The organism is Streptomyces sp. NPDC092370 (assembly GCF_044755265.1).
GTDB lineage: Bacteria > Actinomycetota > Actinomycetes > Streptomycetales > Streptomycetaceae > Streptomyces.
The window spans coordinates 81,130-103,498 of sequence record NZ_JBIVQO010000009.1; the positions used below are offsets into that span (position 1 = coordinate 81,130).

The 22,369-nt window shown below is 71.4% G+C and carries 20 protein-coding genes; 13 read left to right on the forward strand and 7 right to left on the reverse strand.

The window, feature by feature from the left end:
- Window positions 1-3 precede the first annotated feature (3 nt).
- The 7 genes from ACIQHQ_RS25620 to ACIQHQ_RS25650 all read left to right on the forward strand — a co-directional run bounded on the left by ACIQHQ_RS25620 (window position 4) and on the right by ACIQHQ_RS25650 (window position 9,301).
- Window positions 4-864 carry a TrmH family RNA methyltransferase gene (locus ACIQHQ_RS25620; protein WP_402615519.1) on the forward strand — a complete coding sequence of 287 codons (861 nt, stop codon included), beginning with the start codon at window positions 4-6 and terminating at the stop codon, window positions 862-864.
- A gap of 54 nt (window positions 865-918) precedes the next feature.
- Window positions 919-2,061, forward strand: a complete 1,143-nt coding sequence (locus ACIQHQ_RS25625; RefSeq protein ID WP_402615521.1) for an ATP-binding protein — start codon at window positions 919-921, stop codon at window positions 2,059-2,061.
- Window positions 2,062-2,189: 128 nt separating this feature from the next.
- Entirely contained in the window at window positions 2,190-3,317 is a 1,128-nt protein-coding gene (gene pheS / locus ACIQHQ_RS25630; protein ID WP_402615524.1) for a phenylalanine--tRNA ligase subunit alpha, read from the forward strand.
- On the forward strand, window positions 3,317-5,830 hold the full coding sequence (gene pheT / locus ACIQHQ_RS25635) for a phenylalanine--tRNA ligase subunit beta (protein ID WP_402615526.1): 2,514 nt from the start codon (window positions 3,317-3,319) through the stop codon (window positions 5,828-5,830). The genes pheS and pheT overlap by 1 nt, the downstream gene beginning before the upstream one ends.
- Before the next feature lie 208 nt (window positions 5,831-6,038).
- Window positions 6,039-7,040, forward strand: a complete 1,002-nt coding sequence (locus ACIQHQ_RS25640) for a PP2C family protein-serine/threonine phosphatase (RefSeq protein ID WP_402615528.1) — start codon at window positions 6,039-6,041, stop codon at window positions 7,038-7,040.
- A gap of 268 nt (window positions 7,041-7,308) precedes the next feature.
- Window positions 7,309-8,649: a transcriptional regulator gene (locus tag ACIQHQ_RS25645; protein ID WP_402615530.1), complete on the forward strand. Its 1,341-nt coding sequence runs from the start codon at window positions 7,309-7,311 to the stop codon at window positions 8,647-8,649.
- Window positions 8,650-8,755: 106 nt separating this feature from the next.
- Window positions 8,756-9,301: an NUDIX domain-containing protein gene (locus tag ACIQHQ_RS25650; RefSeq protein WP_390990761.1), complete on the forward strand. Its 546-nt coding sequence runs from the start codon at window positions 8,756-8,758 to the stop codon at window positions 9,299-9,301.
- 1 nt (window position 9,302) lies between these two features.
- On the opposite strand, the gene ACIQHQ_RS25655 is transcribed toward ACIQHQ_RS25650, so the two are convergent.
- Entirely contained in the window at window positions 9,303-9,560 is a 258-nt protein-coding gene (locus ACIQHQ_RS25655) for a hypothetical protein (protein ID WP_390990759.1), read from the reverse strand.
- A gap of 220 nt (window positions 9,561-9,780) precedes the next feature.
- Here ACIQHQ_RS25655 and ACIQHQ_RS25660 point away from each other — a divergent pair, with 220 nt between their 5' ends.
- Window positions 9,781-10,008 (forward strand): hypothetical protein, encoded by a 228-nt coding sequence (locus ACIQHQ_RS25660; protein WP_402615532.1) that lies wholly within the window; start codon window positions 9,781-9,783, stop codon window positions 10,006-10,008.
- 22 nt (window positions 10,009-10,030) lie between these two features.
- Here ACIQHQ_RS25660 and ACIQHQ_RS25665 read toward each other — a convergent pair whose 3' ends face one another.
- Window positions 10,031-10,906, reverse strand: coding sequence for a 3-hydroxybutyryl-CoA dehydrogenase (locus ACIQHQ_RS25665; RefSeq protein ID WP_283971784.1), 876 nt, complete (start codon window positions 10,904-10,906; stop codon window positions 10,031-10,033).
- Window positions 10,907-11,085: 179 nt separating this feature from the next.
- Between ACIQHQ_RS25665 and ACIQHQ_RS25670 the strand changes: the two genes are divergently transcribed.
- Window positions 11,086-12,315: a glycoside hydrolase family 10 protein gene (locus tag ACIQHQ_RS25670; RefSeq protein WP_402615534.1), complete on the forward strand. Its 1,230-nt coding sequence runs from the start codon at window positions 11,086-11,088 to the stop codon at window positions 12,313-12,315.
- Window position 12,316: 1 nt separating this feature from the next.
- Here the strand turns inward: ACIQHQ_RS25670 and ACIQHQ_RS25675 are convergent, their stop codons facing one another.
- A complete protein-coding gene (locus ACIQHQ_RS25675) occupies window positions 12,317-12,517 on the reverse strand; it encodes a DUF1918 domain-containing protein (protein ID WP_010045242.1) in 201 nt (66 codons plus the stop codon).
- Between the two features lie 92 nt (window positions 12,518-12,609).
- A complete protein-coding gene (locus ACIQHQ_RS25680) occupies window positions 12,610-13,530 on the reverse strand; it encodes a DMT family transporter (RefSeq protein WP_402615537.1) in 921 nt (306 codons plus the stop codon).
- On the opposite strand from ACIQHQ_RS25680, the gene ACIQHQ_RS25685 reads away from it, so the two are divergent.
- The 3 genes from ACIQHQ_RS25685 (at window position 13,529) to ACIQHQ_RS25695 (ending at window position 16,114) form a co-directional block, all read left to right on the forward strand.
- Window positions 13,529-14,965, forward strand: coding sequence for a PLP-dependent aminotransferase family protein (locus ACIQHQ_RS25685; protein ID WP_402615539.1), 1,437 nt, complete (start codon window positions 13,529-13,531; stop codon window positions 14,963-14,965). The genes ACIQHQ_RS25680 and ACIQHQ_RS25685 overlap by 2 nt on opposite strands.
- A 41-nt stretch (window positions 14,966-15,006) precedes the next feature.
- The gene (locus ACIQHQ_RS25690; RefSeq protein WP_402615542.1) at window positions 15,007-15,447 is read left to right on the forward strand and encodes a GNAT family N-acetyltransferase; all 441 of its coding nucleotides are present in this window, start codon (window positions 15,007-15,009) and stop codon (window positions 15,445-15,447) included.
- 73 nt (window positions 15,448-15,520) lie between these two features.
- Window positions 15,521-16,114, forward strand: coding sequence for a histidine phosphatase family protein (locus ACIQHQ_RS25695; RefSeq protein ID WP_402615545.1), 594 nt, complete (start codon window positions 15,521-15,523; stop codon window positions 16,112-16,114).
- Here ACIQHQ_RS25695 and ACIQHQ_RS25700 read toward each other — a convergent pair.
- Complete coding sequence (locus tag ACIQHQ_RS25700) at window positions 16,096-16,584, reverse strand: DUF6314 family protein (protein ID WP_402616046.1); 489 nt, start codon at window positions 16,582-16,584, stop codon at window positions 16,096-16,098. The two genes, ACIQHQ_RS25695 and ACIQHQ_RS25700, sit on opposite strands and share 19 nt — an antisense overlap.
- Before the next feature lie 137 nt (window positions 16,585-16,721).
- Between ACIQHQ_RS25700 and ACIQHQ_RS25705 the strand changes: the two genes are divergently transcribed.
- Window positions 16,722-19,208 carry an alpha-L-arabinofuranosidase C-terminal domain-containing protein gene (locus tag ACIQHQ_RS25705; protein ID WP_402615548.1) on the forward strand — a complete coding sequence of 829 codons (2,487 nt, stop codon included), beginning with the start codon at window positions 16,722-16,724 and terminating at the stop codon, window positions 19,206-19,208.
- A 169-nt stretch (window positions 19,209-19,377) separates the two neighbouring features.
- On the opposite strand, the gene ACIQHQ_RS25710 is transcribed toward ACIQHQ_RS25705, so the two are convergent.
- Window positions 19,378-20,046 carry a DUF6215 domain-containing protein gene (locus tag ACIQHQ_RS25710; RefSeq protein WP_402615550.1) on the reverse strand — a complete coding sequence of 223 codons (669 nt, stop codon included), beginning with the start codon at window positions 20,044-20,046 and terminating at the stop codon, window positions 19,378-19,380.
- Window positions 20,047-20,715: 669 nt separating this feature from the next.
- Complete coding sequence (locus ACIQHQ_RS25715; protein ID WP_402615553.1) at window positions 20,716-22,149, reverse strand: non-reducing end alpha-L-arabinofuranosidase family hydrolase; 1,434 nt, start codon at window positions 22,147-22,149, stop codon at window positions 20,716-20,718.
- Window positions 22,150-22,369 lie beyond the last annotated feature (220 nt).

Sequence of the window (22,369 nt, forward strand, 5' to 3'; positions counted from 1 at the left end):
CGGATGTCTCCCGCCACCCCCGAGCTCATCTCCCCCCGCTCCCCCCGCGTCCTGGCCGCGCGGCGGCTGGCCAAGCGGAACTTCCGGGGAAAGGAGCGGCTGTTCCTCGCTGAGGGGCCGCAGGCCGTCCGGGAGGCGGCCGGGCACCGGACCGGGGGCGCGGCCACGCTCGTGGAGCTGTTCACGACGCTGGAGGCCGCCGAGCGCTACGCCGACATCGTCGGTGCGGCCCGGGACGCCGGAGCACGGGTGCACCTCGCCGCCGAGCAGGTCATCGCCGACATCTCCACCACGGTCACCCCGCAAGGGCTCGTCGGTGTCTGCCGGTTCCTGGACGCGCCGTTCGAGGAGGTCCTCGCGGCCCGTCCCCGGCTCGTCGCCCTCCTCGCCAACGTCCGTGACCCCGGCAACGCCGGGACCGTGCTGCGCTGCGCCGACGCGGCCGGCGCCGAGGCCGTCGTCCTGACCGACGCCTCCGTCGACGTGTACAACCCCAAGGCCGTCCGCGCCTCCGTCGGCTCCCTGTTCCATTTGCCCGTCGCCGTCGGCGTCCCCGTGGAGCGGGCCGTCGACGCGCTGCGGGACGCCGGGGTCCGGGTCCTCGCCGCCGACGGGGCGGGCGACCGCGACCTCGACGACGAGCTCGACAAGGGCACCATGGGCGGGCCCACCGCCTGGGTCTTCGGCAACGAGGCGTGGGGCCTGCCGGAGGAGACCCGGGCCCTCACGGACGCCGTCGTACGCGTTCCGATCCACGGGAAGGCCGAGAGCCTGAACCTCGCCACCGCCGCCGCCGTATGTCTCTATGCGTCGGCGCGTGCACAGCGCGCCTCCGGAGGGTGCCGCTCCGTCACCGGGAACTAGTAGGGTGACCAGCTCAGGGACCCCTCTGCGGAGCCTTGGAGGTGGGGTACGGGGATGAGTGGCGGCACGAGCAGCGCACCGGGAGCCCAGGACGCCGGGAGCCCGCCCGCCGCGTCCCGGCCACCCGGTGATCCGGCCGGCCTGGGCATCGACCCCGACCAGTTGCCCGACGGGCTCGTCGTCGCCGACGAGCAGGGCCGTGTCATCTGCTTCAACACGGCCGCCGAGCGCATCACCGCGGTCCGCGCCGAGGACGCCCTCGGACAGCCGCTGGAAAAGGCCCTGCCGTTAGAGGACCTGGAGGGCCGGCGCTGGTGGCAGCTGACCGATCCGTACGGCGGCCTCGCCATCCGCGCCGGACAGCCCGAGCGCAACCTGCTCCTGCCCGGCGGCCGTGAGGTACTGGTCTGCGCGCGGTACGTCCGCGCCCGGCCGACCGGACCCGTGCGGCGTCTGGTCGTCACCCTGCGCGACACCGAGGCCCGCCGCCGCACCGAGCGCAGCCACGCCGAACTGATCGCCACCGTCGCCCACGAACTGCGTTCGCCGCTCACCTCCGTCAAGGGCTTCACCGCCACGCTGCTGGCCAAGTGGGAACGGTTCACCGACGACCAGAAGCGGCTGATGCTGGAGACCGTCGACGCCGACGCCGACCGGGTCACCCGGCTCATCGCCGAGCTGCTCGACATCTCCCGCATCGACTCCGGCCGGCTGGAGGTGCGGCGCCAGCCCGTCGACATCGGCGCCGCCGTCGGACGGCACATCCAGGCCTATGTCGCCGCCGGGCAGCCGGCCGACCGGTTCCTGCTGCGCGTCCAGCAGCCGCTGCCCGACCTGTGGGCCGACCCCGACAAGATCGACCAGGTGCTCAGCAACCTGCTCGAAAATGCCGTGCGGCACGGCGAGGGAACTGTCACGATCGACGTCACGGCCACGGCGTCCCCCCGCGAGGGCGAGGACACCGGTACGTCGGTCACGGTGAGCGACGAGGGGCCCGGCATCCCGGAGGAGTCCATGAACCGCGTCTTCACCCGCTTCTGGCGGGGCAGCAAGCGCGGCGGGACGGGCCTCGGGCTCTACATCGTCAAGGGCATCGTCGAGGCCCACGGCGGCACCATCACGGTCGGCCGCGCCCCCGGCGCCGGCGCCGAGTTCCGATTTACGTTGCCCGTGAGCGCTCCGGCCTATCTCGCCTGAGCCCCGCGGGCGCATTCGTATATCTCCACCCCGTTAGACTCGGCCATTGGCACCTTTGTGTCCCTTCAGGCGGCCGTCCGAGTCGGAGACGGGGACCTCCAGCCAGCCAATCGGAAGCACGGGAAGAGATGTCGGCACCGAATAAGTCGTACGACCCTGTCGAGGTCGAGACGTTGAAACCGGAAGAGATCGAGCGCATGCGGGACGAGGCGCTCGCCGCCTTCGCCGCCGCGGACTCCCTCGACGCGCTCCACGAGGCCAAGGTCGCCCAGACCGGCCCCACCTCGCCGCTGGCCCTCGCCAACCGCGAGATCGGCGCCCTGCCCCCGCACGCCAAGGCCGAGGCGGGCAAGCGCGTCGGCCAGGCCCGCGGTGCCGTGAACAAGGCCCTCGCCGCCCGCCAGGTGGAGCTCGAGGCCGAACGGGACGCGCGCGTGCTCGTCGAGGAGGCGGTGGACGTCACGCTGCCGTACGACCGCGTGCCGTCCGGCGCCCGGCACCCGCTCACCACGATGATGGAGCGGGTCGCGGACGTCTTCGTGGCCATGGGCTACGAGGTCGCCGAAGGACCGGAGGCCGAGGCGGAGTGGTTCAACTTCGACGCGCTCAACTTCCTGCCCGACCACCCGGCCCGGCAGATGCAGGACACCTTCTTCGTGCGGGGCCCCGAGGGCACCGAGGAGTCCGGGTCCGGCGTCGTCCTGCGCACGCACACCTCGCCGGTGCAGGCCCGCGCGCTGCTCGACCGTGAGCTGCCCGTCTACATCGTCTGCCCCGGCCGGGTCTTCCGCACCGACGAGCTGGACGCCACGCACACGCCCGTCTTCCACCAGATCGAGCTGCTCGCGGTGGACGAGGGCCTGACGATGGCGGACCTCAAGGGCACCCTGGACCACATGGTCCAGGCCCTGTTCGGCGCGGACATGAAGACCCGGCTGCGGCCGAACTACTTCCCCTTCACCGAGCCGAGCGCCGAGATGGACATGCTCTGCTACGTCTGCAAGGGCGAGTCCATCGGCAACCCCGACCGCCCCTGCCGCACCTGCTCCTCCGAGGGCTGGATCGAGCTGGGCGGCTGCGGCATGGTCAACCCGCGGGTGCTCACCGCCTGCGGCGTCGACCCCGAGAAGTACAGCGGGTTCGCCTTCGGGTTCGGCATCGAGCGGATGCTGATGTTCCGCCACAACGTCGAAGACATGCGAGACATGGTCGAGGGTGACGTCCGGTTCACCCGGCCGTTCGGGATGGAGATCTGATGCGGGTCCCGCTTTCTTGGCTGCGGGAGTACGTCGACCTGCCGGAGACGGAGACCGGTCGCGACGTGCAGGCCAAGCTCATTTCGGCCGGTCTGGAGGTCGAGACCGTCGAGCAGCTCGGCGCCGACCTCAAGGGCCCGCTGGTCGTCGGCCAGGTGGCGACGATCGAGGAGCTGACGGAGTTCAAGAAGCCGATCCGCTTCTGCACCGTCGACGTCGGCCAGGCCAACGGCACCGGCGAGCCCCAGGAGATCATCTGCGGCGCCCGCAACTTCGCCGTGGGCGACAAGGTCGTCGTGGCCCTGCCCGGCGCCGTCCTGCCCGGTGACTTCCAGATCGCCGAGCGCAAGACCTACGGCCGGATGTCGCGCGGCATGATCTGCTCCAGCGACGAGCTGAACATGGGCGACGACGGCACCAAGGGCATCATCGTCCTGCCGCCGGAGACCGAGATCGGCAAGGACGCCGTCGAGCTGCTCGAGCTGGTCGACGAGGTCCTCGACATCGCGGTCACACCCGACCGCGGCTACTGCCTGTCGCTGCGCGGTGTGGCCCGTGAGACCGCCACCGCCTACGGCCTGCCGCTGCGCGACCCGGCCCTGATCGACGTGCCCGGACCGAACGCGTACGGCTACCCGGTGCGGATCTCCGACCCCACCGGCTGCGACCGCTTCACCGCCCGCACGGTGACCGGCCTCAGTGCCGAGGCCCGCTCCCCGATCTGGCTCCAGCGCCGGCTCCAGAAGGTCGGCATGCGCCCGATCTCGCTCGCCGTCGACGTCACCAACTACGTGATGATGGAGCTCGGCCAGCCGCTGCACGCCTACGACCGCTCCCTGGTCCAGGGCACGATCGGGGTGCGCCGCGCCGAGCCCGGCGAGAAGCTGACCACCCTCGACGGTGTCGAGCGCACGCTGGACGCCGAGGACCTGGTGATCACCGACGACCGCGGCCCGATCGGGCTCGCCGGTGTCATGGGCGGCGCCAACACGGAGATCGCCGACCACGACGACGTGCAGAACGCCACGGCGGACGTCGTCATCGAGGCCGCGCACTTCGACGCGGTGTCGATCGCGCGCACGGCCCGCCGGCACAAGCTGTCCTCCGAGGCGTCCCGGCGCTTCGAGCGCGGCGTCGACCCGCAGGCCGCGGCGGCCGCCGCGCAGCGCACCGTCGATCTGCTGGTCCTGCTCGCGGGGGGCACTGCCGAGGCCGGCGTGACCGAGGTCCTCGCCCCGTCCGCGCCGCGCACCATCACCATCCCGGCCGACCACCCGGACAAGGTCGCGGGCGTCGCATACGGCCGCGAGACCGTCGTGCGCCGCCTTCAGGAGGTCGGCTGCGACGTGTACGGGCAGGACGAGCTGATCGTCACCGTGCCGTCCTGGCGTCCCGACCTCACCGACCCGAACGACCTGGCCGAAGAGGTCATCCGGCTGGAGGGCTACGAGAACCTGCCCTCCACGCTGCCCAAGCCGCCGGCCGGCCGCGGTCTGACCGACCGGCAGCGGCTGCACCGCCGGGTGGGCCGGGCCCTGGCCGGTGCCGGGTATGTCGAGGCGCTGAACTACCCGTTCATCGGCGAGCAGGTCTTCGACCAGCTCGGTCTCGACGCGGACGACCCGGTCCGCCGCGTCGTCAAGCTCAGCAATCCGCTCAGCGACGAGGAGCCGGCGCTGCGCACGACGCTGCTGCCGGGTCTGCTCGCCGCCCTGCGGCGCAATGACGGCCGGGGCTCGCACGACCTCGCGCTGTTCGAGACGGGTCTGGTCTTCCGGCCGCGCGAGGAGCAGCGGATCGCCGCCGTGCTGCCCGTCGACCGTCGCCCGACCGACGAGGAACTCGCCGAGCTGAACGCGGCGCTGCCCGAGCAGCCGCGGCACGTCGCCGTGGTCCTCGCCGGTGCGCGCGAACAGGCCGGCTGGTGGGGCAAGGGCCGTCCGGCCGACTGGGCCGACGCGGTCGAGGCCGCCCGGGCCGTCGCGCGGGAGGCCGGTGCCGAACTCGTCATCCGCAAGGGGCAGTACGGGCCGTGGCACCCGGGACGGTGCGCCGAGCTGGTGCTCACCGTCGACGGTGCCGAGCGGGTCGTGGGGCACGCGGGGGAGTTGCACCCGCGAGTCGTGAAGGCCCTCGGGCTGCCCGCGCGCACCTGTGCGATGGAGATCGACCTGAACGCGGTGGAGGCCGCCGGCGATGCCACGGCGGCGGCACCGCGGATCTCCACGTTCCCCGTCGCCACGCAGGACGTCGCCCTGGTCGTCGACGCGTTCGTGCCGGCCGCCGAGGTCGAGGCGGCGTTGCGGGACGGGGCCGGGGAACTGCTGGAGTCCATCCGGCTGTTCGATGTGTACGAGAACGCCGAGCAGTTGGGGGAGGGGCGGAAGTCGCTCGCGTACGCGCTGCGGTTCCGGGCCTCCGACCGGACGCTGACCGTGGACGAGGCGTCCGCGGCCCGGGACGCCGCGGTGGCTCTCGCGGGCGAGCGTGTCGGAGCCGAGTTGCGGAGCTGAACGCCCGAGGGGCGGGGAACTGTGGTGGGCCGGTGGCCGAGGGGTCGCCGTGATGGTTCGCGCAGTTCCCCGCGCCCCTGACGGTCTCACTCGTTCGGGTGGTGTCGTCGATGTTCTCCGCTCTCGCGGAGGGACTGCCGAAAGAATCGGACCGGCCTTCTCGGGCCGGTCCGATTCTGTGTCAGGGCCTATTGGGGGGGCCATCGGCATGATCCGCATCAGGGGTCGGGTGCGTAGCCTCGGTCTGCCCACGGTATGGGGCGCGGCGGCCGTCACGTACAAACTGGCCTGCCCGCTCGCCCAGGAGACCGGTCTGCAGGCCCGCATCGTCACCAGCGCGGTGTTCTTCGCGGTGGGGACCGGGCTGATTCTGCATGTGCGGCGGTCGCTGATGCGTGAACTGCGTCAGCTGCGCCGGGTCGCGGGCGCCGCGCAGAGCGCCCTGCTGCGGCCGTTGCCCGCCCGGATCGACGGGCTGGACGTGGCGGCCGCCCAGGTGCCGGCGGAGCGTGGTGCCGCGGTCGGGGGCGACCTGTACGAGGTCGTCGCCACCGAGCACGGCGTACGGGCCGTGATGGGGGACGTACGCGGGCACGGGATCGGCGCGTTCGGGACCGTCGCCGCCGTGCTCGGCTGTTTCCGCGAGGCCGCGCACGACGAGCAGGACCTCGGCGGGGTGCTGCGCCGGCTGGAGCGGGCCCTGGACCGGCATCTGCGCCAGGAGCATCCCGCGAGCGCCGCCGAGGAGTTCGTGACCCTGCTGCTCGTGGAGATCCGGGCCGACGGCGAGATGTTCGCGCTGAACTGCGGGCATCCGTGGCCGTACCGGCTGAGCGGCATCGAGGCGGAACAGCTGGCTCCCGGCGATCCGCATCCGCCCCTGGGGCTGTTCCCCCTGTCGGCCGTGCTGCCGACCGTGGATCTGGGGTATCTCCAAGCCGATGAAGCGCTGTTCCTCTTCACGGACGGCGCCCAGGACGCGCGGGACGCCCGCGGCCGGTTCTTTCCGCTGGCGACCGCGTTGACGAGCGTCGCGCGGGACGGCCCGCTCTCCTCGCGGGGTGTCGTCGGCCGGATCTCCACGGCCCTCCTCCACCACACCCGGGGCACCCCACCGGACGACATCGCCCTGCTGGTGCTCACGAACAGCGGGAGGGCGCCGTCAGGGGCGCGAACAACCACCCACCCGCAGCAGAGCACACACCTCTGACACCACGGCGGGAGCTCGCGCCGCCGGCGATGCCGTCCGCCCCGCCACGGAGTGTCGGGCAGGCAGCCGGGCGGACGGCGGCAGCGGGCCGCCGCACTGTACGAGGGGGAGCCGGCGGCCCGGCCGGCCTCTTTCGAGGCAGTTCAGTCAACCGGCCGGCGACTCTCAGCGACAGTGCGCACACCGTGCGGGTTCGAGCACTCCGTTCACACCCCGTGTGAAGGCGGAACCACTAATCTGGCCGCACCGAGCCACCCGGGGGGCCCACATGCAGCCCAACACTCTGCTCGACGCGATCCTGGACGAGGCGGGGATCTCGCACGCGGGGCTGGCCGCACACGTCAATCAGGCGGGACGGGCACGTGGCCTGTCCCTGAGATACGAACACACCGCCGTCGCCCGGTGGTTGAAGGGGCAGCGGCCCCGGGGCCAGGTGCCCGACCTGATCTGTGAGGTGCTCGCGGGGCGGCTGCGACGGCAGGTCACCCTCGACGACATCGGCCTCGGTGTGCCCGGCGAGCCGTCCGCCCCGCACACCGGCTCCCTGTCCGGGTTCGTCGAACGGGCCACCGCCCTGTGGCGATCCGACCAGCAGCAGCGCCCCCACATCCTCGGCGCACCCGCCCTCACCGGCACGCCCGCCGTGATGCCGGTGTGGGAGTGGGAGAACCCGCCCGAGGACGTGGACGTCTCCCGCGGTGGCCGGCACCGGGTCACCTCGGGCGACCTGGAGATGCTGCGGGCCGCCCGTACGCACTACGAGCAGATGTACCGCAAGGCCGGGGGCATCGCGACACGGGCCCGTATCGTCGGCTTCCTGAACGCCGAGGCCGCCCCGCTGCTGCGCGGCGGCTACACCGACGAGACCGGCCGGCAACTGCACCGCGCCACCGGCGGGTTGGTGGCCGTCGCCGGCATCTGCGCGTACGACTCCGACGCGCACGGACTCGCCCAGCGCTACTTCCACCAGGCGCTGCGGCTCGCGAAGGCCAGCGGGGACCGGGGACTCGGGGCGTATGTGATCGCCCTGCTGGTCAACCAGTCGCTGTTCATGCGGGAGTACCGGCAGTCCGTCGCCTTCGCGGAGGCCGCGCTGCGGGCCGCCGGCAAGCACATCACCCCGGCGCTCGCCTCCGACCTGTACGCCATGCAGGCCAAGGCGTACGCGCATCTCGGGGACGGCGGCAGCGCCCTGTCCTGCATCCGGCGGGCCGAGCGGTCGGCCGAGCGGATCCGGCGCGGTTACGAGCCCGACGAGACCGGCTATGTCCAGCCGGGGCTCGTCAACGTGCAGGTGGCGGAGGCGCTGCTCAGCCTCGGGGAGATCGCGGCCGCCGGGGAGCATGCCGCGGCCGCCGTGGACAACCCGGCGCACGACCGCGGCCGGGTGCACCGGCTGGCCATGCTCAGCACCATCGAACTGCGGCAGGGCAACGCCGACAAGGCGGTGGCCATCGCCGTGCAGATGGCCGAGCAGGCCCGGGGTATGGAGTCCCAGCGGCTGCGCGACCGGCTGCGCGCGGTGCGGGAGCACCTGGTGCGCAGTGGTTGCGCCGGCACGACCGAGGCCGCCGAACTCATCGACGGAGCCCTGCGCGTACCGTTGTAGATCCGGGCGGTGGTGCCCGTGTCGCTCCGAGGCGCTTCCTGTGCGCCTGCTGTCCTTCCGTCCCTGCTGCGATATTGCCACTTACTCGACGGAAGGTGGCAGAACCGTGCAGTGGACGAAACACAACGAGCAAACTGTGTACTCAAACCGCTGGTTCAGCGTCAATCTCGCGGATGTCGAACTGCCGGACGGCCGGCATCTGGACCACTTCCTCATACGGCTGAGGCCCGTCGCGGTGGCCACGGTCGTGAACGAGGCCAACGAGGTGCTCCTGCTCTGGCGGCACCGTTTCATCACCGACAGCTGGGGGTGGGAACTCGCGGCCGGGGTGGTCGAGGACGGCGAGGACATCGCCCGCGCGGCCGCCAGGGAACTGGAGGAGGAGACCGGCTGGCGGCCGGGACCCCTGCACCACCTCATGAGCGTGGAGCCGTCCAACGGGCTCACCGACGCCCGGCACCATGTGTACTGGGCCGACGACGGCGAGTACGTCGGGCACCCCGTGGACGACTTCGAGTCGGACCGCCGGGAATGGGTGCCTCTCAAACTCGTCCCCGACATGGTCGCCCGCGGTGAGGTCCCGGCCGCCAACATGGCGGCCGCGTTACTTCTGCTGCACCATCTCAGGCTGGGTCAGGACACATTGCCCTGAGCTAATGCCCCAGCGCCTGCCAGATCGCCACGACGAGGGCACCCACGGCGGTGAGGGCGGCGACCGCGGGCAGCGGCCAGCGCGCGTGTTCGAGTGTGTGGATCCGGGTGTTGAGCTCGTCGAGTTCCTTGGCGGTCTCCTCGGTGCGGTGACTGAGCAGCGCCAGCCCGCCCTCGACGCGGGCGTAGGCCACATCGAGGCGGCGTCGTAACTCTGCGAGTTCTCCATGGACGACGGGATGCTCGGGATCGGCGGTCACGAGTCCGCTCCTTTCCGTAGTCGTTTCACATCCCTTGCATGCGCATGAGGAGTCAACTCGCCTGGTGGGCGCCTGGGGAGAGTGTGCGAAAGGCATATGCGAGCCCGGCGCGCACACGGTGTGTGAATGCCGCGGGCCCGGCACCAATTCAGGTGCCGGGCCCGCCGCCTGGCCGAAATCTGACCGTCCGTAACCGGCCTCGGAGGGTATCCGGGGAGACATGACGAAGTGGCAGAAGAACGCGGCGTACACGCTCGCGCTCTACGCGCTGGTGGTCGTGATGCTCCGGTTCTCCTCCGGGGAGGGGTGGGGCAGTGCGCTGCTGATCGCGCTCGCCCTCACCCCGCTCGCCTTCTGGATGGGCTGGCTGCGCCGGCGTATGAGCGAGCAGGCGCAGGAATGGGGACGCCGCCGGGTCCGGCCGTGGCCGGAGGAGCGGCGGCGTTGAGGTGACTGCGGCAGCCGGACGGTCAGGCGTACGTGTAGAAGCCCGAGCCCGTCTTGCGGCCCAGCCGGCCCGCGTCGACCATGCGCTGCAGGAGCGGGGGAGCGGCGTACAGGGGCTCCTTGTACTCCTCGTACATCGACTGCGCGACCGAGGCGACCGTGTCCAGGCCGATCAGGTCGGACAGCTTCAGGGGGCCCATCGGGTGGGCGCAGCCCATCTCCATGCCGTTGTCGATGTCCTCGCGGCTGGCGATGCCCGTCTCGAACATCCGGATCGCGGAGAGCAGATACGGGATCAGCAGCGCGTTCACCACGAAGCCGGAGCGGTCCTGGGCACGGATCGCGTGCTTGCCGAGCAGCTTCTCGGTGAAGAGCTGGGCGCGGCTGATCGTGCCCTCGGACGTGGTGAGCGCCGGGATGAGCTCGACGAGCTTCTGCACCGGGGCCGGGTTGAAGAAGTGGATGCCGATGACCTGGTCGGGCCGCGAGGTCGCCACGGCCAGCTTCACCAGCGGGATGGAGGAGGTGTTGGAGGCCAAGATGGCGTCCGGCCGGGTCACGACCTGGTCCAGTACCTGGAAGATCTCGGTCTTGACCTGCTCGTTCTCCACGACGGCCTCGATCACGAGGTCACGGTCGGCGAACTCGCCGAGGTCCGTGGTGAAGCTCAGGCGGGCCAGCGTGGCCTCCTGCTCCTCCTCGGTGATCTTGCCGCGTTCGGCCGCCTTGGCCAGGGAGGTGAACAGCCGGGTGCGGCCGATCTCCAGGGCTTCGCCGGTGGTCTCGGCGACCATGACGTCCAGGCCGGCCCGGGCGCACACCTCGGCGATCCCCGCGCCCATCTGACCGCAGCCCACGACTCCGACGCGTGCAATGTCTCCCGCTGGGGTGTCCGTCACATCGACCCTTTCGCTGCTGATCCACGACCGGGCAGGCGGGCCGGGTCCCGGCGCCTGCTCCGTTCGTGCACGTTACCGCCAAGTATCGATGATCGATCACGGGGGGCGGGTGCGATTCGGGCATGCTGGCTGCGGAGTGATCCGCGACCGGGCGGATCCGCGGCTTTTGGGGCATGCGGATGGGACGAGTGTCACGCAGGGCGTTCGCGGTGGCGGCGCTGTCGGCTTTCACGATGATGCCTCGGGCGTCGGCCGCGACCGGACGCCGGAGCGGGGCGCCGGACTCCGAGATGAGGGGCGTCTGGCTGGCTTCCGTGGCCAACCGCGACTGGCCGTCGAAGACCGGGCTGACCGCGTCGCAGCAGCGCGCCGAGCTGCTCACCCACCTCGACACCGCGGTCCGTAACCGGCTCAACACCGTGTTCTTCCAGGTCCGGCCCACGGCGGACGCGATGTGGCCCTCGCCGTACGAGCCGTGGTCGCAGTACCTCACCGGCACCCAGGGCAAGGACCCCGGCTGGGACCCGCTGGGCACGGCCGTCGAGGAGGCCCACGCCCGGGGCCTGCACCTGCACGCCTGGTTCAACCCGTACCGGATCGCCGCCCACGCCGACCCGGCCCGGCTCGCCGCCTCCCACCCGGCCCGGCAGAACCCGGGATGGGTGGTGACGTACGGCGGGAAGCTCTTCTACAACCCGGGGCTGCCCGAGGTCCGTGCCTTCGTCGAGGACGCGATGCTCGACGCGGTGGCGAAGTATCCCGTGGACGGCGTCCACTTCGACGACTACTTCTACCCGTACCCCGTGGCCGGGCAGAGCTTCGGCGACGACGACGCCTACGAGGAGTACGGCGGCGACTTCCCCGACCGGGCCGCCTGGCGGCGGGACAACATCGACCGGCTGGTGCGGGAGACGGCGGACCGCGTCAAGGAGATCCGGCCGAGCGCCCGTTTCGGCATCAGCCCCTTCGGAGTGTGGCGCAACGCCGCGAGCGACCCGCTCGGTTCGGACACGCAGGCGGGCGTGGAGACGTACGACGACCTGCACGCGGACACGCGGACGTGGGTGCGCGAGGGCTGGATCGACTACATCGTCCCGCAGCTGTACTGGAGCATCGGCTTCGCCGCCGCCGACTACGCGAAGCTGGTGCCCTGGTGGGCACAGGTCGCGCGCGGCAGCTCGACGCAGCTCTACGTGGGGGAGGCGCTGTACAAGGCCGGCGACCCGGCGCAGCCCGCCGCGTGGCAGCGGACGGACGAGCTGTCCCGGCACCTGACGCTGGCGGGGCGGTATCCGGAGGTGCGCGGGCACGTCTACTTCGCCGCCAGGGACGTGGCGGCCGACCGGATCGGGGCGATGGCGCGGGTGGTCGCCGACCACTACGGAGAGCCGGCGTCGCCCCCGCGCTGACTCACGGCCCGGTGGTGGTCTCCCTGTGCCGGATCTCCGTGTCGGGCCCCGGGGAGCACACGCCCTCGTGCCCGTCCTCGAACCGGACCCGGTACGGCGGGTTGCCCTCCTGGCCGAGCACTTCGACGATCTCGCCGACCTTGTCGTGCTGACCGACCACCCTGCCGTGCTGGACAAGCTGGTCGCCCACGGTTGCGCGCATCTGGGGCCTCCTCACGAAGTGCGGAGCAGCGGTCCATGGCCTGGGGCCCAGGCCGTCAGGCGCCTGCCGACGGGGGCCGTGCGCCGTTCCGCTCAGCCGCGTGATCGCTGTGTGACGGCGATGCAGACCAGCACCGCCGCGGCCGTCAGCGGGGCGGCGACCGTGAGGTGCTCGCCCAGCAGCAGCACCGACCACACCAGTGTGAGCAGCGGCTGGGCGAGCTGCAACTGGCTGGCCTTGGGGATGCCGACGGCCGCCATGCCGCGGTACCAGACGACCAGTCCGACGAACTGTGAGCCCGCCGCGACCCACAGCAGTCCGGTGACGCTGTGCGCGGTGAGCCGCACGGGTTCGTGCGCCAGGGCGAGCGCGGCGACGGGCACGGTCAGCGGAAGGCACAGCACCAGCGCCCAGCCGATCACCTGCCAGCCCGGCATGACCCGGGCCAGCCTCCCGCCCTCGGTGTAACCGGCCGCGCAGACCAGCAGCGCGGCCAAGAGGCACAGGTCGGCGGTGGTCAGGGCGCCGCCGCTCTGCTGCGCCGTGAAGGCCAGCACCGCCGCCGCGCCCGCGAGGGCGGCGACCCAGAACGTGCGCGAGGGGCGGGTGCCGACGCGCAGCGCGGAGAAGAGCGCCGTCGTCAGCGGGAGCAGGCCGACCACGACGGCGGCGTGCGCGGTGGTGGAGGTCTGAAGCGCCAGCGTGGTCAGCAGCGGGAAGCCGAGGACGACACCGGCCCCGACGACCGCGAGTCCCGGCCGGTGCCGCCGGGCGGGCAGCGGCACGCGCAGTGCCAGCAGACAGCCGCCCGCGATCATCGCGGCCAGGACGCTCCGGACGGCGACCAGCGACCAGGGCCCGAAGCCCTCCAGTCCCCACGCGGTGGCGGGGAACGTGAGGGAGAAGGCCACGACGCCGAGCGCGGCCTGGAGGGTGCCGAAGCCGGGACGCTTGGGTGCCGAGGCGGCGACTGCTATCGAAGGTGCGTCAGTAGCGCTACTCTCTACTCTCATGCAAGAGCGTAGCAGCGTAGGTGACCTCGCGGAACAGCTGCGGCGGGAGCTCGACCGCTACTCACCCGGTGGGAAGCTGCCGTCGAGCCGGGCGCTCGTCGAACGGTTCCGGGTGAGTCCCGTGACGGTGTCACGGGCCCTGGCGCAGCTGGCAGCCGAGGGCCTGGTCGTCACCCGGCCCGGCGCCGGCGCGTTCCGCGCGCAGACCCGGACGGCACCGGCCCCCGCCGGGGACACCTCTTGGCAGGAGGTCGCCCTCAGCGCCGACGGTGCCGCCGACCTCGTGCCACGCTCGGTGGACGCCTCCGGTGTGCTGGTGTCGCTGGCCGCGCCGCCGCCCGGCGTGATCGAGTTCAACGTCGGCTATCTGCACCCGTCGTTGCAGCCCGAGCGGGCGATGGCCGCCGCTCTCTCGCGCGCCGGGCGCCGTCCCGGGGCCTGGGGGCGGCCCCCCATGGAGGGGCTGCCCGAGCTGCGCGAATGGTTCGCGCGGAGCATCGCAGGCTCGGTCACGGCCGCCGAGGTGCTGGTCACCGCGGGCGGCCAGTCCGCGCTCACCACCGCCCTGCGCGCCCTCGCCCCGCCCGGCGCCCCCGTCCTGGTCGAGTCGCCGACGTACCCCGGCATGCTCGCCATCGCCCGGGCGGCCGGCCTGCGTCCGGTGCCCGTCCCGGTGGACGCCGACGGTGTGCGGCCGGAGCTGCTCGCGGACGCCTTCCGCGCCACCGGCGCCCCGGCCTTCGTCTGCCAGCCGCTCTTCCAGAACCCCACCGGCGCCGTGCTCGCGCCCGGACGGCGCGCCGAGGTGCTGCGCATCGCCCGGGAGGCGGGCGCCTTCGTGATCGAGGACGACTTCGCGCGGCGGCTCGTCCATGAGGACGCGGGGCCGCTGCCGCGCCCGCTGGCCGCCGACGACCCCGACGGCGTCGTCGTCCACGTCTCCTCCCTGACCAAGGCGACCTCGCCCAGTTTCCGGGTGAGTGCCCTGGCCGCTCGCGGACCGGTCCTGGAACGGCTGCGCGCCATCCAGGTCGTCGACACGTTCTTCGTGCCGCGCCCCCTCCAGGAGGCCGCGCTCGAACTCGTCGGCTCGCCCGCCTGGCCGCGCCACCTGCGGGCCGTCTCCGCCGAGCTGAAGGCCCGCCGGGACGCGATGACGGGCGCACTCGCCCTGCACCTGCCGGAGTTCTCCCTGCCCCGTGTCCCGTCCGGCGGCTACCACCTGTGGCCCCGCCTGCCCGACGGCACGGACGAGGCGGCCCTGACCTCCGCGGCCCTGCGCGCCGGAGTCGCCCTCACGCCCGGCCGCCCGTACTTCAGCGCCGAACCACCGGCCTCCCATATCCGCCTGAGCTTCGCCGCGGTCGCCGGGACCGGGGAGATCGCCGAGGGCGTACGGCGACTGCGCACGGCATGTGACGAGGTGCCGGCATAACCACTCGACGCGCGTCCGGGTGGCCTGCCAGCATCGCGGACATGACCGGCACGCCGAGCCTGCCCGAGGCTTACGAGATCTCCACCGACCCGACCCGTATCGACGCCGGACGGGTGCACCACTGGCTGTCCACCGACGCCTACTGGGCGCTGGGCCGGTCCAGGGAGAAGCAGGCCCGGGCGATCGAGGAGTCGCTCAACTTCGGCGTGTACGACAGGGTGTCGGGGCAACAGGTCGCGTACGCCCGGGTGATCACCGACCGGGCGACCTTCGCGTGGCTGTGTGACGTGTACGTCGATCCGTCGGTCCGCGGCAAGGGGATCGGAAGCGCGCTCGTGGGTGCCGTACGGGACGAGACGCGGTCGTACGGGGTGCGGCGGGTGCTGCTCGCCACCCAGGACGCGCACGGGGTGTACGAGAAGTTCGGGTTCGCGGCGCTGGAGCGGCCCGAGCGCTGGATGGCGCTCGTCTTCGGCCAGTGAAGGTCGGCACACCCTGGGTAACTCGTAGGTAACACCCCTTGACCTGCGCACTTGTGGACCTCACGATCGCCGCATGCCACTGAGGGTCACGTTCGTCGCCGCCGCACGCAGCTCCGCGCCGTTCGCCGAGCGTTTCGAGGACGACCGGCCGCTGGACCAGGCCGGCTGGGGTGAGGTGGAGCGTGCCGCCCGGGAACTGCTGCCGCTCGCCGCGGCGGAGCTGCGCTACTGTTCGCCGACCCCGCGCAGCCGGTCGACGGGCGAGGGGCTGGGGTATGCGCCGCTGGTGCAACTCGGCCTGCGTGACTGCGACATGGGCCGGTGGCGCGGGCTGACGCTCGGCGAGGCCATGGCCCGGGAGCCGGAGGCCGTGGACGCCTGGCTCGCCGACCCGCGCGCCACTCCGCACGGCGGCGAGTCCCTGGCCGACTTCATCACCCGTGTCGGCGGCTGGCTCGACACCCGGCCCGTCGAGGACGGCTGCCGGGTCGTGGCGGTGGCCGAGCCGTCCGTGATCCGGGCCGCCCTGGTCTATGTGCTCAAGGCGCCGCCCTCGACGTACTGGAACATCGACGTCCGCCCGCTGTCGACGACCTGCGTGACGGGCCGGGCGGGCCGCTGGAACCTGCGTTTCGACGGGGCGTCGGCTCACCTCTCGCGCGCGTAGCCGGTCGTCAGGACCAGGTCCTTGGCGGGGCCGCGGACCCGCCACACCGTCCGCCAGTGGTCCGCGTCGCGGACCGTGAACTCCCCGCGGTAGATGTCGGCCGCACAGGGATGGCCGGTGACATGCCGGCCGGACGTCAGGTCCAGGTCGTGGAACGGCCGTCCGTCGGCGAACCGCACGTGCGCCGTGCCGAGCGGACCCGGCAGGAAGCGCAGCGTCCGCTCGGCGGGCCGGGCGACGCCCTGCCAGACGAAGGTGCCGGACTCGTGGTGCAGCAGCCCGCCCGTCACCTGCGCGGAGCACCCGGTGCCGTCCTCCGGCAGCGGGCCGAACTCCGTGACATCGGTGAACTCTGTGACACCGGTGAACTCCCCCTCCGCGCCGCTCGCGAGATCCCGTACCGACCGTGACACCCGCCAGCGCCCGGCCAGATACGCCAGTACGTCCGGAACCGGCCAGAACTCGCTCATCCTGCCCCGCTCTCCGTCCCAGCCGTTGCTGCGCGACCCATTGACGCGCATCCGCCCCCTCCCTATCTTGCCGTTCGAAGTGCTGACCAGTGTCTGATATTTCGAACACTCCTCTACCAGAGAGCCGCGGAGTATCCATGCCAAGCACCGCCGCCCGCACCCGATGGAGACTCGGTCTCACGACCACCGCCCTCCTGACGGCAACAGCCCTCGTACCGGCCCCCGCGCACGCCGAGGACGTCACCGACTACGCGATCACGGTCCACCCGTCCGCCCAGGGCGCGAAAATCGACGACACGATGTACGGCGTCTTCTTCGAGGACATCAACCGGGCCGCCGACGGGGGTCTGTACGCCGAACTCGTGCAGAACCGCTCCTTCGAGTACTCCACCGCCGACAACGGCTCTTACACGCCCCTGACCTCCTGGACGGCCGGTGGCGCGGCCCAGGTCGTGAACGACGCGGGCCGGCTCAACGCCCGCAACCGCAACTACCTTTCCCTGGGCGCCGGCTCATCCGTCACGAACGCCGGCTACAACACCGGCATCAGGGTCGAGCAGGGCAAGAAGTACGACTTCTCGGTGTGGGCCCGCGCCGAGAGCGGCAGCACCCTCACCGTCGCGCTGAAGGACGCCGCCGGGACTCTCGCCACCGCCCGCCAAGTCGCCGTGAAGGGCGGCTGGGCCAAGTACAAGGGCACCTTCACCGCGACCCGCACCAGCAACCGCGGGCGCCTCGCCGTCACCTCGTCGCACGCCGCCGCGCTCGACGAGATATCGCTCTTCCCGCGCGAGACGTACAAGAACCAGCCGAACGGCCTGCGCAAGGACCTCGCCGAGAAGATCGCCGCCCTGAAACCGGGCTTCGTGCGCTTCCCCGGCGGCTGCCTCGTCAACACCGGCTCCATGGAGGACTACAGCGAGGCCTCGAACTGGCAGCGCAAGCGCAGCTACCAGTGGAAGGACACGGTCGGACCGGTCGAGGAGCGCGCCACCAACGCCAACTTCTGGGGCTACAACCAGAGCTACGGCCTCGGCTACTACGAGTACTTCCGCTTCTCCGAGGACATCGGAGCCATGCCGCTGCCCGTCGTCCCCGCCCTGGTGACCGGCTGCGGCCAGAACAAGGCCACCGACGACGAGGCGCTGCTCAAGCGGCACATCCAGGACACCCTCGACCTCATCGAGTTCGCCAACGGCCCGGCGACCTCCACCTGGGGCAAGGTCCGCGCGCAGATGGGTCACCCCAGGCCCTTCCACCTGACCCACCTCGGAGTCGGCAACGAGGAGAACCTCCCCAAGGAGTTCTTCGCCCGCTTCCAGCAGTTCCGGGCCGCGATCAAGGCGAAGCACCCGGACATCACCGTCATCTCCAACTCGGGCCCGGACGACGCCGGCACGACCTTCGACACCGCCTGGCAGCTCAACCGCGAGGGCAAGGTCGACATGGTCGACGAGCACTACTACAACAGCCCGAACTGGTTCCTCCAGAACAACGACCGCTACGACTCCTACGACAGGAACGGCCCCAAGGTCTTCCTCGGCGAGTACGCCTCCCAGGGCAACGCCTGGAAGAACGGCCTGTCCGAAGCCGCCTTCATGACAGGCCTGGAGCGCAACGCGGACGTCGTCAAGCTCGCCTCGTACGCCCCGCTGCTCGCCAACGAGGACTACGTGCAGTGGCGGCCCGACATGATCTGGTTCAACAACCGGGCCTCCTGGAACTCGGCCAACTACGAGGTCCAGAAGCTGTTCATGAACAACGTCGGCGACCGTGTGGTCCCCTCGGAGGCCACCACGACGCCGGACGTCAGCGGCCCCGTCACCGGTGCCGTCGGCCTGTCGACGTGGGCGACCAGCGCCGCGTACGACGACGTCAAGGTCACCTCGGCGGACGGCTCGACCCTGCTGAGCGACGACTTCTCCGGTGACGCCTCGAAGTGGAGGCACTCCGGCGCGGGCAGCTGGAGCATTCAGGACGGGGCGTACGTCCAGACCGACACCGCCGCCGAGAACACCCTGGTCACGGCGGGCGACCCGGCCTGGAAGGACTACGACCTGCATGTGAAGGCCACCAAGAAGTCCGGCAAGGAGGGCTTCCTCGTCGCCTTCGGCGTCAAGGACACCGGCAACTACTACTGGTGGAACCTCGGCGGCTGGAACAACACCCAGTCCGCGATCGAGCAGGCCGTGGACGGCGGCAAGGGCACCCTGATGACCAAGCCCGGATCGATCGAGACGGGCCGGGCCTACGACATCGACATCAAGGTGCGCGGCCGCCAGGTCACCCTCTTCCTCGACGGCAAGGAGTGGGGCAGCTTCAAGGACGACAAGCCCGCCGAGCCGTTCCGCCAGGTCGTCACCGAGGACGCCGGGACCGGTGACCTGATCGTCAAGGTCGTCAACGCCCAGTCGGCCGAGGCCCGTACGGCCGTCGACCTCGGTGGCGCCAAGGTCTCCTCCACGGCCCGGGTGACCACCCTGGCCGCCGACGAGGACGCCGTGAACACCGAGACGGACACCCCGGTGACGCCGGTGACGTCGACCTTCCGGGGCGTGGCGAAGAAGTTCACGTACACCTTCCCGGCGAACTCCGTCACGTTTCTGAGGATCAAGCAGAGGTAGGGCCGCCGGTGCGGGCCGCTGTCCCCCGGGCAACGGTCCGCACCGCGCGCCTCATCGCGAGCGGAGCCCGTCGCCGGTGTACCTCATGCCGCCGAGCCGTGACGCCCGCCGAGCGGCGCGGCGCGTGCTCTTCCTGGCGCGACGGGCCCGGGCGCGGCGGCGGGCGGGGTCAGCCGCGGGCCGTCCACCCCGGGACCGTCGGCAGCACCTTCTCCGCGACGCGCAGGAGCACCGCGTCGTCCGGCACCACTCCGTCCGCGCGCCACAGGGTGACGTCGAGGGAGCCGCCGCGGTCCTTCGGGCCCTGGGCCACGGTGAGGGCCCGGGCCGGAACGCCGGGACCGCTGTCGGCGTCGCCGCCGTCGAGCCGGAAGCTGATGCTGATGGTGCGGGTCGAGTAGAGGACCCCCGGGCGGCCCAGCACCTTCTTCCGGCGGGCGTCGCTCCCGAGCAGTGCTTCCGACCCGGTCACCGGCAGACCGTCGTAGGTCGCCGAGAGTGTCACGGTGTACGTCTCGAACTCGACCTGTGCCTGCGGGGTGGCGATGTCCTTGCCGCCGGCGGTCCCGATGGAGCTGTCGCTGCCCTGGGCGGTCTTCGCGATCTCGGTCGGCGTGCCCAGCAGCGCGGCCAGGTCGGACCGGTTCAGCGCCTCGCACAATTGCGCGCCGGAGAGGTGCTTGCCCTTCGGGCCCGGGGTCTCCCCGTCGGAGCAGGTGGCCGGCTTCGGCTCGCTCTCCGCGGCAGACGTCCGAGCGAGTCCCCAGAAGCCCGCGCCCAGCACCCCCACCAGAGCCACCGCCGCGAGCGCCTGCCCCCATGCGTTCGCGCTGCTCATGGGCGCGTCCATCTCCCCGGCCATGTCCCCCACCCGCCGTGATCCCCTGACATGTGCCCGGGGACCTTAACTTGTGGTCATGGTCAGGACAAAACCGGTTTCCGGCCGTCGCTGCTGTGACTGAGCGCTTCAAGCGGCGGGTGAGCGGCCGAGGTGGTCGGCGTCGCCAGGGTCCGTCCGGCGCATCTTGGCCGATGGTCGCCAGCAGGCGTGTGACCAGGGGATCGGGGTCGTTCTCGCGCCAGGCGACGGCCACTCGTGTGAGGGCGGTGCTGGGGTCGATCCTGTGGAAGGTGACGCCCTTGAGGCGGATCCGCCGGATGCTCGCCGGGGGCAGGGAGACGCCCAGTCCGCTTTCCACGAGGGCGCACACGGTCTGCCACTCCACCGCGTGCCGGCTACCTGCGGTAGGAACCCTGCTGCGGTGCTCAGCATCAACGACACGATGCGTGAGGTCCTGGGCGACCGACTGCCGGCCGAGGCCGGCGTTCGGCGTGCTGTCGGAGCTGCGCTCCCGGTACGGCGACGGCGCGGACCGGGCCGAACCCGCGCGACCGAAGGAGATCGCCGGAACGGCGGGACGACCCCCGGGGCCCGCCGCCCGCCAAAGGGGAGGAACCCCAGCCGACGTGCGGCTGGGGTTCCACTGGGTTGTGCGTGTCGGGCGGGTCAGCGCTGCAGGGTGAGGAGACCCGGCCGGTACGGCCACTTCAAGTAGTCGGTGCCGCTCGCGGTGGCGCCCCTGCCCTGGTAGAGGAACTGCAGGTTGCAGGGGTCGATGGTCTTGGTCTGGTCGGGGTTGTTGCGGACCAGGTCACCGTGGCTGATGTCGTTGGTCCAGGTGGCACCGCTGTTGGCCTTACCCGCGAAGGGGCTGCTCTCGCTGCCGGCCTGCACGGTCCACGGACCGTTCAGGCTGGAGGCGGTGAACGACCGGAAGTAGCGCCCGTTCGCGCCCTTCGCCTCGACGATCATGAGGTACTGGTTCTGGCCCTGGACCTTGTAGACCTCCGGAGCCTCGAACAGCCTGGCCTCGGTGTCGCTCAGGACCGTCGTGTACGACGAGCCGAAGTTACCGGGGAAGTTCCCGATCGGCATGCTCGCCTTGTAGATCTTGCCGTTGTCACCGGCGAAGAACAGGTGCATCTCCTTGTCGTCGGCGATCAGGGTCTGGTCGATCGGGCCGGTGGGGGAGTTGTCGGTGCTGGGCAGGGTGCCGGTGAACAGCGGCTGCGGCGCGGACCAGCTGTTGGGGTTGGTGGGGTCGGTCGACGTGCGGTAGTTGAAGGGCCAGCCGCCGGCCCACTGGGAGGCCATCACCCAGATGTTCTTGGGCGCGAAGTAGAACAGCGTGGGCGCCACCGCGCCCTGGCTCATGGCGGTCTGGGGGGCCGTCGCCATGTCCGACCAGTTCGTGAAGGCACCGAAGCCCATCGAGCGCCAGTTGCTGCCGTCGGAGTACGTCCCGTAGACCAGGTGCTTGCCGTTGTGCGTCACGGTGGTGAAGTCCTTCAGCGCGGGCCACCCGTTCGCCGGCTGCGCCAGAGCGCCGGTCGAGGTCCACCGGTACGTCGACGGCAGAGAACACGTGGTGCCCGACGCGGACAGGCCGGACCACTTCTGGTTGCTGCCGCCGTTGCACGTCGCGATCTCCACCGCAGTGCCGTTGGCGGTACCGGAACCCGCGACGCTCAGGCACAGCCCTGACTCCACGCCGACGACCGTGCCGTCGGCGTTCACCCGCCACTGCTGGTTCGTACCGCCGTTGCAGTCCCAGATCACCGGCCGGGTTCCGGACGTGGTGGCGTGACCAGGGACGTCCAGACACTTGTTGCCGTACACAGTCAGCTGGTTGCTGTCCGTCAGCGTCCACTGCTGGTTGTTCCCGCCCCAGCAGTCCCAGATCTGGGTGCTGGTGCCATTGGTCTGACTGGCGCCCGGCACGTCGAGACACCGGTTGGAGCCGACGCCGCGCAGGGCGCCACTGCTGGCCGCCTGGGCGGTCGGAGTGGCGACCAGCAGCGCCGCCAGCGAGACCAGGGTCGCGGTCGTGGCGGCGAGCACCGCGGACGGACGTCTGCGGCTGAAGCTGAGTCTGTGCATGGGGACCTCGTTTTTCTGAGTGCGCGGCTCTGCCGGCCCCTCGGAGGCTGTGCGAATGTCGGTGCGGCACGACTTCGCATTTGTTCGCAATTTCGAACGCAGATCGAAGTATCGAGCAAGTGGATAATAAAGATCCGGCCACCGGCGTCAATACTTCTCACGGAATTCACGAGCCGGAAAAGTCACGAGCCGGAAGAAGGCCTAGTACCGCAACGGTGCT

What these genes read in the sequence shown, in the direction of transcription:
- ACIQHQ_RS25680 (WP_402615537.1), bottom strand. Translation starts at nt 13,530, where the DNA reads ATGAGAGTAGAGAGTAGCGCTACTGACGCACCTTCGATAGCAGTCGCC.
- ACIQHQ_RS25640 (WP_402615528.1), top strand. Translation starts at nt 6,039, where the DNA reads ATGATCCGCATCAGGGGTCGGGTGCGTAGCCTCGGTCTGCCCACGGTA.
- ACIQHQ_RS25660 (WP_402615532.1), top strand. Translation starts at nt 9,781, where the DNA reads ATGACGAAGTGGCAGAAGAACGCGGCGTACACGCTCGCGCTCTACGCG.
- ACIQHQ_RS25620 (WP_402615519.1), top strand. Translation starts at nt 4, where the DNA reads ATGTCTCCCGCCACCCCCGAGCTCATCTCCCCCCGCTCCCCCCGCGTC.
- ACIQHQ_RS25675 (WP_010045242.1), bottom strand. Translation starts at nt 12,517, where the DNA reads ATGCGCGCAACCGTGGGCGACCAGCTTGTCCAGCACGGCAGGGTGGTC.
- ACIQHQ_RS25685 (WP_402615539.1), top strand. Translation starts at nt 13,529, where the DNA reads ATGCAAGAGCGTAGCAGCGTAGGTGACCTCGCGGAACAGCTGCGGCGG.
- ACIQHQ_RS25690 (WP_402615542.1), top strand. Translation starts at nt 15,007, where the DNA reads ATGACCGGCACGCCGAGCCTGCCCGAGGCTTACGAGATCTCCACCGAC.
- ACIQHQ_RS25705 (WP_402615548.1), top strand. Translation starts at nt 16,722, where the DNA reads ATGCCAAGCACCGCCGCCCGCACCCGATGGAGACTCGGTCTCACGACC.
- pheT (WP_402615526.1), top strand. Translation starts at nt 3,317, where the DNA reads ATGCGGGTCCCGCTTTCTTGGCTGCGGGAGTACGTCGACCTGCCGGAG.
- ACIQHQ_RS25715 (WP_402615553.1), bottom strand. Translation starts at nt 22,149, where the DNA reads ATGCACAGACTCAGCTTCAGCCGCAGACGTCCGTCCGCGGTGCTCGCC.
- ACIQHQ_RS25695 (WP_402615545.1), top strand. Translation starts at nt 15,521, where the DNA reads ATGCCACTGAGGGTCACGTTCGTCGCCGCCGCACGCAGCTCCGCGCCG.
- ACIQHQ_RS25710 (WP_402615550.1), bottom strand. Translation starts at nt 20,046, where the DNA reads ATGAGCAGCGCGAACGCATGGGGGCAGGCGCTCGCGGCGGTGGCTCTG.
- ACIQHQ_RS25700 (WP_402616046.1), bottom strand. Translation starts at nt 16,584, where the DNA reads ATGAGCGAGTTCTGGCCGGTTCCGGACGTACTGGCGTATCTGGCCGGG.
- ACIQHQ_RS25645 (WP_402615530.1), top strand. Translation starts at nt 7,309, where the DNA reads ATGCAGCCCAACACTCTGCTCGACGCGATCCTGGACGAGGCGGGGATC.
- ACIQHQ_RS25670 (WP_402615534.1), top strand. Translation starts at nt 11,086, where the DNA reads ATGGGACGAGTGTCACGCAGGGCGTTCGCGGTGGCGGCGCTGTCGGCT.
- pheS (WP_402615524.1), top strand. Translation starts at nt 2,190, where the DNA reads ATGTCGGCACCGAATAAGTCGTACGACCCTGTCGAGGTCGAGACGTTG.
- ACIQHQ_RS25625 (WP_402615521.1), top strand. Translation starts at nt 919, where the DNA reads ATGAGTGGCGGCACGAGCAGCGCACCGGGAGCCCAGGACGCCGGGAGC.